The organism is Lysinibacillus sp. DFXJR4, from assembly GCF_057196045.1.
Map to the genome: position 1 here is coordinate 66,867 of NZ_JBXUNW010000012.1, position 13,003 is coordinate 79,869.

11 protein-coding genes and 1 other annotated feature are annotated in these 13,003 nt (G+C 37.6%); of the genes, 2 read left to right on the forward strand and 9 right to left on the reverse strand.

The annotated features are described in order from the left end of the window. Positions 1-34: 34 nt before the first annotated feature. Entirely contained in the window at positions 35-1,468 is a 1,434-nt protein-coding gene (locus AC2CGN_RS19080; RefSeq protein ID WP_429985399.1) for an aminotransferase-like domain-containing protein, read from the reverse strand. 108 nt (positions 1,469-1,576) lie between these two features. On the opposite strand from AC2CGN_RS19080, the gene AC2CGN_RS19085 reads away from it, so the two are divergent. After that, complete coding sequence (locus AC2CGN_RS19085; protein ID WP_429985400.1) at positions 1,577-2,179, forward strand: LysE/ArgO family amino acid transporter; 603 nt, start codon at positions 1,577-1,579, stop codon at positions 2,177-2,179. Positions 2,180-2,734: 555 nt separating this feature from the next. On the opposite strand, the gene ileS is transcribed toward AC2CGN_RS19085, so the two are convergent. From ileS to AC2CGN_RS19120, 7 genes are all read right to left on the reverse strand, one after another. Continuing rightward, a complete protein-coding gene (ileS, locus tag AC2CGN_RS19090) occupies positions 2,735-5,827 on the reverse strand; it encodes an isoleucine--tRNA ligase (RefSeq protein ID WP_484515588.1) in 3,093 nt (1,030 codons plus the stop codon). 58 nt (positions 5,828-5,885) lie between these two features. Next, positions 5,886-6,126 (reverse strand) — a binding site (T-box leader). Between the two features lie 292 nt (positions 6,127-6,418). Further along, positions 6,419-6,823, reverse strand: a complete 405-nt coding sequence (locus tag AC2CGN_RS19095) for a hypothetical protein (protein ID WP_484515590.1) — start codon at positions 6,821-6,823, stop codon at positions 6,419-6,421. Further along, positions 6,816-7,556 carry a hypothetical protein gene (locus AC2CGN_RS19100; protein WP_484515592.1) on the reverse strand — a complete coding sequence of 247 codons (741 nt, stop codon included), beginning with the start codon at positions 7,554-7,556 and terminating at the stop codon, positions 6,816-6,818. The genes AC2CGN_RS19095 and AC2CGN_RS19100 overlap by 8 nt, the downstream gene beginning before the upstream one ends. Positions 7,557-7,631: 75 nt before the next feature. Further along, positions 7,632-8,579, reverse strand: coding sequence for a DUF3221 domain-containing protein (locus AC2CGN_RS19105; protein WP_484515594.1), 948 nt, complete (start codon positions 8,577-8,579; stop codon positions 7,632-7,634). Beyond that, positions 8,572-9,090: a sigma-70 family RNA polymerase sigma factor gene (locus AC2CGN_RS19110; protein ID WP_429987383.1), complete on the reverse strand. Its 519-nt coding sequence runs from the start codon at positions 9,088-9,090 to the stop codon at positions 8,572-8,574. Before AC2CGN_RS19110 ends, AC2CGN_RS19105 begins: the two co-directional genes overlap by 8 nt. Before the next feature lie 20 nt (positions 9,091-9,110). Continuing rightward, positions 9,111-9,473, reverse strand: a complete 363-nt coding sequence (locus tag AC2CGN_RS19115) for a hypothetical protein (RefSeq protein WP_484515596.1) — start codon at positions 9,471-9,473, stop codon at positions 9,111-9,113. 125 nt (positions 9,474-9,598) lie between these two features. Then, the gene (locus tag AC2CGN_RS19120; protein WP_286924953.1) at positions 9,599-10,045 is read right to left on the reverse strand and encodes an Lrp/AsnC family transcriptional regulator; all 447 of its coding nucleotides are present in this window, start codon (positions 10,043-10,045) and stop codon (positions 9,599-9,601) included. A gap of 140 nt (positions 10,046-10,185) precedes the next feature. On the opposite strand from AC2CGN_RS19120, the gene AC2CGN_RS19125 reads away from it, so the two are divergent. Then, entirely contained in the window at positions 10,186-10,770 is a 585-nt protein-coding gene (locus AC2CGN_RS19125) for a DJ-1/PfpI family protein (RefSeq protein WP_429985409.1), read from the forward strand. A gap of 512 nt (positions 10,771-11,282) precedes the next feature. On the opposite strand, the gene AC2CGN_RS19130 is transcribed toward AC2CGN_RS19125, so the two are convergent. Continuing rightward, positions 11,283-12,836 carry a DUF6612 family protein gene (locus tag AC2CGN_RS19130; RefSeq protein ID WP_484515598.1) on the reverse strand — a complete coding sequence of 518 codons (1,554 nt, stop codon included), beginning with the start codon at positions 12,834-12,836 and terminating at the stop codon, positions 11,283-11,285. Between the last annotated feature and the right edge of the window lie 167 nt (positions 12,837-13,003).

Below are 13,003 nucleotides of genomic sequence, written 5' to 3' on the forward strand. Positions count from 1 at the left end.
TCTAAAACAGAATCTAAACTAATATATAATAGATTTATTTTTGAACCGCTTCCTCTACACATTCATACAACTTTTCCAAGCCACTCTGTAATTCTTCATAGGTTCCATAGGCATAGGACAATCGGATATGATGGGCATCCTGTGGATCATAAATATACCCAGGATTGATAAGGACTTGTCGGTATAATAGCTTAGTAAATAACTCTTTATCAACAATAGGCTCATGAAACTTTAGCCAAATGTAAAAGCCTCCCTTTGGCTTGTTCCAGTCAGCCAAATCATTGAATTTTTCTTTTAAAATAGTCTCTACATAATGTGCCCTTTTCTGTAATTTTTGGCGTAAGTCTTCAATATGCTTTTCATATTTACCAGATTGTAACCAATGTAAGACAATTTCCTGCGAGATGGCACTTGAACCGTAATCTGTTTGCATCTTTATATCTGCTAATCGTTCAATCACTGTCGTTGGACCAATTAGCCAGCCTATACGAAGTCCAGGGCTTAATGTTTTCGAGACACTTCCAATATAAAGGACTTGGCCGCTATCATCCATTGATTTTAGTGGAGGTGTTGCCGCTTCAAAGAGCAATTCATGATAAACGTCATCTTCAATAATAGGAATGCGGGACGCTTTACACGCTTCATAAAGTTGCTTTTTTTCGTGCGTTGTCCATACCTCACCAGTTGGATTGTTTAGCGTAGGAACAGCATAATAGACTGCCTGTCTTTTTCTTTTTTGTTGAGCCAATGTTTGGGCAAGTTGGTCACCTCGGTGGATAGCCATCATTTGCATACCCACTGACTGAAAGGGATGCACTGAATTTAAATAAGATGTTTGGTCCTGGAACACAATAGCGCCCTGCTCTAGCAATCCCACAGCAATCAGCTGCAATGCCTGAAGTGCGCCTGAAACAATACAAATATTTTGAGGCTTCACATGGATGCCTCTTTTTTTCACATATTCACAAATTGCAGCTCGTAGCCTGTCATTACCTTGAGGCGATGAATAACCTAACGCTTTCGGCTGCAAAGTAAGCTCCTTCAGTGATGCTTCAATATCAGCTGTTGGCAGTAAACTCGGTGCAAGCTCTCCAGTTCCTAAGCGAATGACATCATTGCGCTGTTCATATTCATTGATTAATTGAATGGTGTGATAATTGGGCTTATGAAGACTGGTGTCTATATACTTTTGCCAATTTGGTTGTGTTTGTGTAATTAACGAATGCCAGGAATTATCAGCTACATAAATACCTGAGCCAACCTTTGCCTCTAGTATGCCAGCTGACTTTAACTCTTCTAACGCCTGCTGAACGGTACTACGATTGACTCCAAACTGCATTGCAAGCTGTCTTTGTGTTGGTAGCTTCGTTCCAGCCACCCAATCTCCTCGCTCAATATGTCCTGTAATCCACTGGATAATTTGCTGCTGTAATGTCATTTCATCCTGTTTAGTAGGCCGCCAACTCATTCACATCACCTCAAGCCCTTAAAATTGGGTGGTAAAAAAACCATCCAATTGGTCGTTTTCTTTTAGTTATAACATAACTAGAATGGTTAATGAAAGGAGTGAATTTTGTTGGAAGCATTTTTTCATGGAATGATTTTAGCATTTGGACTTATTTTGCCATTAGGCGTACAAAATGTATTTGTCTTTTCACAGGGTGCAACACAGCCACATCTAGTTCGAGCCTTACCTGCGAGCATCACAGCTGCCATTTGTGATACGCTTCTGATACTCCTTGCAGTATTCGGTTTGTCTATCATCGTATTGCAGTTTGCCTGGCTACGGCTTGCCTTAATGACGGTTGGGATCCTTTTCTTACTTTATATGGGCTACACCATTTGGCGCTCTACCCCAGCTACAGCTAATAATAACGAAGCACTTCCTAGAAAAAAACAAATTTTATTCGCGCTCTCTGTCTCACTTTTAAATCCACATGCCATTTTAGACACAATCGGTGTGATTGGAACAAGTGCTTTAAAATATAGTGGCACCGATCAAATATTGTTCACCGCTGCTTGTGTAGTGATCTCTTGGCTATGGTTTTTCGGTCTTACCATCGCTGGAGCCTCTTTCAAAAAACTCGATGGCTCTGGGAAACTTATGAGTATTTTTAATAAATGTTCTGCTATCTTTATCTGGGCTACTGCTCTTTATCTTATTAATGGCATATTGTAATTTTTTACAAAAAAAAAACGCTCAGGATCCCAAATATATTGGTTACCTGAGCAGTTTTCTAGTGTTGCTGTGAGCGCTTTTTTTGGTGACCTGAGCAGTTTTCGGGTTAACCCGAGCGCTTTTCCTGGCGACCTGAGCAGTTTTCGGGCATACCCGAGCGCTTTTCCCGGCAACCTGAGCGGATTCTGGAATTACCCGAGCGCTTTTCCTGGAGACCTGAGCAGTTTTCGGGCATACCCGAGCGCTTTTCCCGACGACCTGAGCGAATTCCGGGATTACCCGAGCGCTTTTCCTGGAGACCTGAGCAGTTTCTAGGCCTACCTGAGCACTTTTACCAGCGACCTGAGCGGATTCGGAGATTACCCGAGCGCTTTTCCCGGCAACCTGAGCGGATTCTGGAATTACCCGAGCGCTTTTCCTGGAGACCTGAGCAGTTTTCGGGCATACCCGAGCGCTTTTCCCGGCGACCTGAGCGGGATTACAGGAACCCGAGAGCTTTCTCTGACAACCGAGTATTTATAAATCTATGTTAAGCATTCCTTTAAACTATTTGAACTAAAGATGGTTAAAATAAACGGTAATCTTTTCATCAAACATATCTGTCTCAATAAAACGTTCACTATGACTCTCGCTCACATAATCAATATCATGCAACAACACATTTGCTTTTAATAATGCTTCGTGTTGCTGGATAATAGACGTTACTTTAGTATTCCCAGCAATTGATATCGAAACATACTGCTCAACAGGTAGTTGCCATTTTTTACGTGTGTCTTGGATTGTTCGGATTAATTCTCTTATTTGACCTTCTTCCAATAAGCTTGCTGTAAGATGAACATTCATAAGGATTCGACATGAGGCATCTTTCGCTAAACTATATTGATCTTTTACGATGGATTCCATTAACACATGTGCCTTTAGCAACGTTAGCTGTTCTCCTTCAATCGTAATGATTATCTCATCCGTTCGCTGTAATTCATGTTTCTCCTGATCATTTAAATTCATGACGTAATCTTTTACTTTATTCACTTTTGCTCCAAATACAGCCCCTGCTGTTTTAAAGTTCAGTTTATAATGAACTGTTTCATATGCTGAAAAATCATTTGTCCATAAACATTCTTTCATATTTAGTTCATCTTTCACCAGCTCGCTATACGGCTGAAAATCTGTTAATTCTCCGTCAACAGAGACAATGATTTCGCTTAATGGCTGCTTGACCTTAATTCCCTGACTATTACGAACGCTACGCCCTAATTCTACGATTGTTAAAATAGTTTGCATTTCTTTTTCGAGCTTCGCATTAACGAGTGCTTCATTATATTTTGGGTAGTCTTGTAAATGCACGCTCTCTCCACATAATTGTCGATACAAATCCTCTGTAATAAATGGTGTGAATGGTGCTAATAATTGACAAATTGTTGTTAGTAGCTCATATAGTGTACTAAATGCTCCCCTTTTGTCCTCTGACAGCCCATTTGCCCAAAATCTTGACCGTGAACGTCGGATATACCAATTACTGAGCTCTTCCACAAGCTTTCCAATTTCACGTGTTGCCTGCGTAAATTGAAAATCGTCCATACATTTTGTCACAAATTGAATTGTATGATGTAAACGAGACAATATCCAATGATCTAATTTTGTACGTGAGCCTGTATTGTTTGCATCATACTCAAAGCCATCGATCTCTGCGTATAACTGATAAAATTTAAATGTATTATCCAATGTATCGATTAATTTTGATTTCGCATCCATAACAATTTTTTTTGAAAAGCGTTTTGGATTCCAGGGGGAACTGTCGACTAAAAATGACCATCGCAAAGCATCTGCTCCATATTGCTCAATTAATTCAACTGGTTCTAATGCATTTCCTTTACTTTTTGACATTTTCTGTCCGTGCTCATCTAAAACATGACCCAAGGAAAGAACTTTTTTATAAGGTGCCTTTCCTGTAAATAAAGTTGAAACCGCTAATAGGCTATAGAAAAAGCCTCGAGTTTGATCGATACCTTCGATGACCACATCAGCAGGAAATTGATTGTTAAAAGTAGCAGGGTCTTTAAAAGGATAATGCTGCTGTGCAAATGGCATTGAGCCACTATCAAACCATACATCAATGACTTCAGGTGTGCGTACCATCTCACCATTACATTTTGGACAACTACAAATAACCTCGTCGATATATGGCTTATGAAGCTCGACATCCTGTAAAATCCCCTTCGCTAACTTCTTCAAGGCAGGAATACTATTTGGTGCTTCTTCATAACCACAATCCTGACAAATCCATACATTAAGAGGTGTGCCCCAAAAGCGATTACGGCTAATATTCCAGTCCACTAAGTTTTCTAAGAAATTTCCGAATCTGCCATGTTTAATATGCTCTGGATACCATGTGACCTGCTCATTATTTTCTAAAAGCTTTTCTTTTAATGCTGACATTTTGATAAACCAGCTATCTGTTGCATAATAAAGCAAAGGTGAATCACAGCGCCAGCAATGAGGATAGCTATGCTCATATTTTTCCTTATCAAACAATAGTTCCTTTTTAGCTAGCATTTTAATAATGTCGACATCGCATTCTTTGACAAATTTACCGACTAGCTCTGACACCTCTTCTGTATAACAACCTTTTCCATCCACAACATTGACAAATGACAGACCATTTTGCTGAACTGCTTTATAGTCGTCTTCTCCATAAGCAGGTGCTATATGCACGATACCTGTTCCACTGTGCTCCGTCACATAATCGGCTAGTACAACAATATGCCCTTTCTCAACTGTAACGTATGAAAAAGGTGGGATATAGGACACATCCTCAAATTCATGACCATAATGCTCACTTAGCACTTCTACAGGTTCAGTAAAAACTTTGCTGACAAGCGATTTTGCTAGAATATACACCTTTTCCCCCTGCTTTACACGTACATACATAAGTTCTGGGTTCATCGCCAATGCAACATTAGCAGGCAATGTCCATGGTGTTGTTGTCCAACCAAGAAAATATTCGTCCTTCCCCTCGATTTTAAACATCGCAGTTACAGATAAATCCTTTACATCTTTATAGCCCTGTGCCACTTCATGAGAGCTTAACGATGTTTGACAACTAGGGCAATATGGTGACACGCGATGACCTTTATATAAAAGCTTTTCCTTGTGTACATGGCTTAAAATATGCCATACGGATTCGATATAGTCATTACTTAGTGTTAAATAGGGATCATTCATATCAATCCAATAACCTAGTTGCTCTGTAAAGGATCGCCATTTCTTTTCATAAGTAAAGACACTTCCCTTACATTCCTGAATAAATTGTTCAACACCATATTTCTCAATTTCCTGTTTCCCAGAAATCCCAAGCTTTTTTTCTACCCCTAATTCTACAGGTAAACCATGTGTATCCCATCCCGCTTTACGTTCAACGAAATAGCCCTGCATGGTTTTATAGCGAGCAACGACATCTTTAATCGTTCTACCAAAGGCGTGACCTACATGGGGTAATCCATTAGCTGTTGGTGGTCCTTCGTAAAATACAAATGGCTTTTTCCCAGAACGCTTTGCAACAGTAGCCTGGAATGTCCCTTCTTGCTCCCATAATGCACGAACTCTTAATTCCCTTTCAACAATTGTTTCTTTTTTCTCTTCCACTTGCATATGATTTCCTCCTATACAATCCATTTGTATAAAAGGCATACAAAAAACCCCGTCCCAAACAAGGGACGGGGTTAACCGCGAATACCACCCTAATTCTATTGACACACCGTTCAATAGCACTCAGCAACGTACAATCATACGTGTTCTTTTTAACGGTAGACACCCGGATTAACCTACTATGTTCGGCCAATCTTCTCAGAGAGGATTTTCATGTAACACTTGCACACCGACTTTCACCATAAATGTCGGCTCTCTGTAGAACATAATGAAACATTACTCTTTCTCATCAACGAATTTGTATGCTTTTATTGTCATTCATCTTAACAAAGTAATTTTTGTCTGTCAACAATTTCAAAAACCTTATAATACCATTTAGAAATTCCCCAATGCTTCTATGAAGTACTGTATGCTGGGGTTATCTACTTGTTTGGATAACATTTTGTGATACTTGCTCATCAAGCTGTGCCTGCCTTTCTGCAAGATTAGTCATGGCAAAAATTAGGCTAATAGTCTTTAAATTAGTTCCTCTCTCCGCTCACTATCTAATGAGCTAATATGTATTATCATGGATTGTATAGCCTTAATTTTTCATTATTCTTGATTCAAGTGCCATAAATTTTTTAATGGTATTTCTGCTAACTTATAGCCATATTTCTGTAACAACAATCGATCTACTGCAATTTCAGGTTGCTCCAAATAAAATTTAACGACTACGTTACAATGGGCAAGTGCTAAATGATCTGTGAAACGCTTAACATAATCATCTAAAACCTCTATATGTTCCTCTTTTATGCTGATTTCAGAAAAAATGCTCACTGATACATAGTTTGTACGTTGAATATCTTCATCAATGATAGCATCTGGCAAATCTAATTCCTCAATTGACGCCTTCCTTCTTTCATCCACAATGACTAAGCAGTAATGTATTTGCTCGATGCGGATTGACCAGATTTCCAAATCAGTCAAGCGCACAATACGTTCAAAATAATCAATCATTCTCTGTACTCCTATCAACATCCATTGTATAACTTTCTCGATAAATGCCATCTAGCTTCCATCCATCGTATAACCTTACATAAGTGAATTCCTTCTGTTCCCTATTGTCTATCGTCACAATTACCTTGCTTCTCCACGGTAAGGTTAATGCACGTACTTGTCCACCGCTCACTTTTTCTATTTGATCTGATAAACCTAGTAATGTAGCTGGGGTTATTGTATGTTCGATTAAATAAAGCTGACGGTCAGTGCTATCCTCAAAATCCTGCATTACTTGCTGATGAAAGACAATGATTTTTTTATTGGTTTCATACATACCTATAAACACCATAAAGATACTAATGATTGTGAGTGTTCCAATCCAAAGGATATGTTTTTTTCTTAAACCCCAATAATAATAAGAGTGTTGATCCTGTTTATACAAATACAAATAATAAGCGATGCAGATTGGCCAAATAAAAACCAACTGCCAAATAAGTACAATCCAAAAGATATCGCCGAAGGAAATCATAAAATAAGTACTTAAGAAATTTAATAAGCCTATTGAAGAAAATAGCTGCCGCTTACAATGCTCCAGGTAGTTACACTTAAAATGTAAAAATAATAGAGGAATAGTTAACAGAAGCGCGGTTGCAAAATCCATAAGCATAAACAAAGCCTTCACTCCCCTCATTCTTTTTTTATGTAAAAATGCTGTAATTACTTGCAATAATTGTACCTTAATTTGCCACAAAAAACAGCTTATCCTAAATGAAAATGACCCCAATTGTGAATGGGGGCATATCATTATTAATAAGCTATTTTTCTATTATTTTTCGATTTTAATTTCATCCAAATTAGCTACAAAGCCATATTTGCCAAGACGCTCTTGCATACTATAGGTAACGCTTACCATGTTTCCTACAGTAATTTTATCTTTTACTTCATGAAGGGGGTACCAAATTCCATTTTCTTTTTGATTAATCATTTCTTCATTTGATAAATATCCAATTAAATCTTTTACTTCCCCAGAAACAACTAAGAAACGATCTCCTTCAATTGCTACAACATAGCCTGTTTTATATTTTGTGCCAGACATGTATGCATCTTTTGGATCGAGTGAAAATTGGTATTTTTTCTTTAAATAGGAAATTCTATCAACATACTTTGCAGTAAGATAGTCCATCGCCTCTTTTTTAACACCTAGATAAGCATGTAGGGGGAAGGAATTCTCATATCTCTTTTGATAATCTTTAAGTAATTCATTTCTCGCGCTTCCTTTGATATTAAAAGGTTCGATATATTTTTCAAAATACTCATCCACCGACATCTCTAAATTAGCAAGGTTTTTTTTGAAATGATCATCTTCTAAATTCTGTTTACTCATTAGTCTTTCTTTATCTTCCAACTTTTGATTTATGTCAATGCCCTTACTTAAAGCATATGCATAATAAGCATCCATTTCTATCATTGTTTGAAACAATTCATTACGAGATTGTTCACTTTGAGGATTATATGCATTCAACATTGTGGACATTTCATCTTCATCTAGAATTGGCAGGTCATTTGAAGATAAAAGTAATTTATTATCTAATTGTAATTGTGAATAGAAAAACAACACTATACATGCTGTAAAAAAGACGGAAATTACACTATATTGCCATCGCCAAACTCTTTTTTTATTGTCACGTTGTTCTATATGCTGCACAACATTTGCCATAACCCTCTTTTTACTTTCCGATAAATCCCTTATTACCGTCACATCCACTTTACTCATGCAGTAGCACCTCCCACTCAATATGCTGTAGCTTTGGCTTTAATAGCTCTCTTCCACGACGCAGCCTTGTTTTGACTGTGCTCTCTGGAATACTTAATAACTCGGCAATTTCCGCAACAGGTAATTCCTCAAAATAAAAATAAATTAGAACCTCACGCTGTTTTAATGGTAGAGCTAAAATAGCATTTTCAATTAATGCTTGTTCATCTTGCTGAACAAGCATGTCCCTTCTTATCACAGCTTGCTTCGCAAAAATTTTCTGTTGCACCTGAATTTTACGGTATGTCCAGCTACGTAAATAATCTTTACTTTTATTGGTGACTAGTTTTGATAAATAAGCCCGCAATTCTCCACGTTCTTCGTAGTTTTGCTGATGATCATAAAACTTAATAAATACATCCTGAACGATATCTTCTGCACATTGTAAATCTCTTACATAGTAAAAGGCTAGTCGAATTAGTCTTTCTGTATGCTGTTCCATAATTTTTTCGAGTTCATTAATCTCAAGCAACTTCACTCCCCCTCTCTGCCCTATAAACGGTGCTCACAAGCTAGAGGTTTGCATTTTTTGAAATTTTTCCTCTTCAAAGCTGACAGAATGATTCCCACCTTCAACTGGTTTCTGGTAGTCTTTTCAGTCACCTGAGCAGGTTTTTCCCTTACCTGAAAGATTTTCTTGGCTGTCCGAGCAGGTTTTCTCTTTACATGAGCAGGTTCCTTGGCTACCAGAGCAGGTTTTCCCCTTACCTGAGCAATTTCCTTGGCCACCCGAGCAGGTTTTCCCCTTACCTGAGCAGGTTTCTTGGTCATCCGAGCAGGTTTTCCCCTTACCTGAGCAGGTTTCTTGGTCATCCGAGCAGGTTTTCCCCTTACCTGAGCAATTTCCTTGGCCACCCGAGCAGTTTCCTTACCTGAGCACATTCTTTGGCTACCCGAGCGGTTTTCTCTTCAACTGTGTAGTTTGCCCGCGGAATTTCTTGCCTGTGCAGTTCCCCTTAGACACTTTCCCTTCCCTATTCTTATTTATCTAACTTTTCATTAAAAAATGGAGCTATGACTTTCTTTTCTGTTGAAGATAGCACAATATTAGTTGAAGGTGTCCCATAAGGCATTGCCTCATCGATAAACCGCTCCAATGTTTCCACTGAATATGTAGCAAGCTTCACAATATAACTAATCTCCCCAGCAACCCGATAACACTCCAAAACATCTGGGTGGTTATTGCAGAAATCCGAAAGACTTTTACAATCAATCGATTTAAACAAAATAATGGCTTGAATCGTGCGTTTCATTTTTTTTAAATTAACTTTTGCTTTATACCCCTCAATCATTCCCTGCTCTTCCAACTTTTTAACACGCTCAATAACAGCTGGAGAGGATAGATGAACGGATGCCGCTAATTCCTTCATCGAAATTTTGGCATTTCGCTGTAATTGCAATAAAATATCTGTATCTATTTGATCCATTGGTATCCACCTTTTTTTATTAATTTGATTTAAGAAAATTCCTTATATTATAAACTGGATTCTCATAATTACATTATACAACTTCTGTTATTGTGAAACCTCGTCCTCTAAAATAAACATATAAAGGAGGCATAATCAGCATGACAAAAGTTTTATTATTATTAGCAAATGGGTTTGAGGCTGTTGAAGCGAGTGTTTTTACCGATGTACTAGGCTGGAATAAATGGGAGGGTGATGGATCAACAGAGGTAGTGACTGTCGGTTTACATCCACAACTGCAATGTACATGGAATTTTAACGTAGTCCCAGAAAAATTGCTTCATGAAGTTTCATTAGAGGAATTTGATGCTCTTGCTATCCCAGGAGGCTTTGAGGAAGCGGGTTTTTATACAGATGCCTTCAGTCAAGAATTTCAAGAAGTTGTCCATTACTTTGATGAACATAAAAAACCAATTGCCACGATTTGTGTGGCCTCACTTATTTTAGGCCATAGTGGCATCCTACAAAATCGAAGAGCTACCACCTATAATCATTCAACAAGTAAACGTTTAGCACAGCTCCAATCCTATGGTGCAGACATTGTCAACGAGCGAATCGTCCAAAATGAACATATTATTACTTCATCCAATCCAGGTACTGCATTCGAGGTAGCTTTCTCCTTACTTGAAAAGCTGACATCAATTGATAACACAAGGAAAGTAAAGGATCTAATGGGTTTTAAATAATAGTAAGTCACCAAGAATCACCGTTGAAAAATTTACGGTGATTCTCTTTTTTTGTTTAAAACATAATCATTACTACCATATTGTTATCATCTCTACCTATATGGGATTTGGAAATAATTCATAATAGCCCTCATAATAAGTTTTGCCTTTAGTGGAACACAATTTAAAGTAAAGTAAAATAGTAGCGCTTTTTTTATTCCTAGTACAATTCAAGAAAGTTTACTTAAAGAGAGTATGATGTGGTGGAACGTCTGCTTGCCAAAAATCCATTGGTTGTAATGCCGTATTATGTAAATTTTATTTGTTAAGAGGATATATAATTTATTAAGATTGAGGAAAGGGGATTCATATAAGTGGATTTGTATTGATTTACACATCGGGGCAAAATCACCCTTTAAACAACGTAGCCACCTAGCACCGATTAAGTCGATACTAAGTGGCTACATATTTTCTATCATTCATGATCGGGAATAATCCACTATCATCGGTTTTACAGTTTCACTGTACCAATTTTATTTATTAATTGAAGAAACTAGCTCTACTTCCTTCGCTGATAATTCTGATAAATCCTTTGCATTTTTCAGCACGTCTTGTGGGATAGTAATTGTAGACAGTGTATTAAATGCATCGTATTTGATGGCTGATTTTTGGTCAACTTTTATTTTTACATCTGCCATATTCATTGCTAAAGTCATATCAATTTCAATATTTTTCATATCAAATGTCTTTTTATCAATCGTTAATTGATACTTTATATTGTCAAATGACATATTATTCAATGAAGCTAAAATTTCCTCTGTCCCTACCTGTACTTCCGCTGTATCTTTTGTTGCTGTTTCACCTGCTTGTACTTCTGCTGTATCTTTTGTTGCTGTTGCCGCTCCTGTTTCCATCATTGGTAATAGAGATGAGATTTGGTCTTTAATTAGTTTTGTAAACTTTTCACCATCTGCATTTAATGTCAAAACATAGGCATTATCTGTTTCTTTTAATGTGAAGTCTTTCGCAAATTCTTTTAGCATTTCAAGCTGGTCAGCTGCACTTGCTTGCACGCCCGCTTGTTCAAGTATTGCATCATACATATCAGTTGGGAACTTAAGCCAAGCGCCTTGTGTTGCCTCATACATATACATTCCATCTTTAGCTGTCATGTACATTTTTATTGGCATTTCCATTTTTTCGCCGCTTTCAGGCTCTGTCATAGCAACTGTTCCCTCTACGAAAAATTGCATTGGATCAACCACAACATCCATTGACATTTTGCTAGATGTGTTTGTTTTGATTGTTTCCTTTCCATCATTCACTTGTATTGCCTGTGTCATCGTCATGCTAGCTTTCATGCTCTTCACATCTTGTTGTTTAGCTAGTGCCTTATTAAATACTTCTTCTAATGTTAAAGCGCTTGGCTGTGGTGTTGATGGTGTTGATGGTGTTGATGGCGTTGATGTTGCTGCCAATGTATTGACAATTAAAGTAGCTAATTGACCACGTGTTACTTTTTCATTGACACCGTATTCTGTAGCAGAAACCCCTGTTGAAATTCCTGCCTCATATAGTGCTGTCACAGCTTTAGCATAGGAGCTACCTTCTGGAACATCCACAAACGGACTTTTACCTTTTGCATCTAAGTCTAATGCTCGTGCAATCATCACAGCTATTTGTCCACGAGTCACAGTTTCGGAAGGACGGAATGTATGATCATCATACCCCTTAACCACACCAGTTGCTGTTAATTTCTTAATAGCATTGTAATATTCGTTTGATTTGTTAAGATCTTTAAAGTTTTGTTTTTCTACAGAAGCTGTATCCGCTGTCGCAAGTCCAAAAGCATTGACAAGTATTTTGGCAACTTGACCACGTGTTACAGCTTGTGAAGGTTTAAATGTACCATCACTATAACCATGTAAAACACCTGCTGTATAAAGTGAAGAAATTCCTTCAAAATGTGGGTGGTCTTCGCTTACATCTGAAAAAGGGCTTGCCGCTGATGCAGGTACCGCTGCTACCGCTGTTACTGCTAATGCAACTGCAGTTGTTGTATACAATTTTCTTTTCTTATTTTTCATCTTATGATCTCCTCTACTAATTCCGTTATGTATGTATAACATTATTAATTATAAACAAATTTATGATAGATTGCTATATGTTGGAGCAATTTGAATAATTAATGTTTATAGTTGTAGAAAATTTGTAAACTTTTAAGCCTTTGGAAATACAAAAAAACCGACCTCCA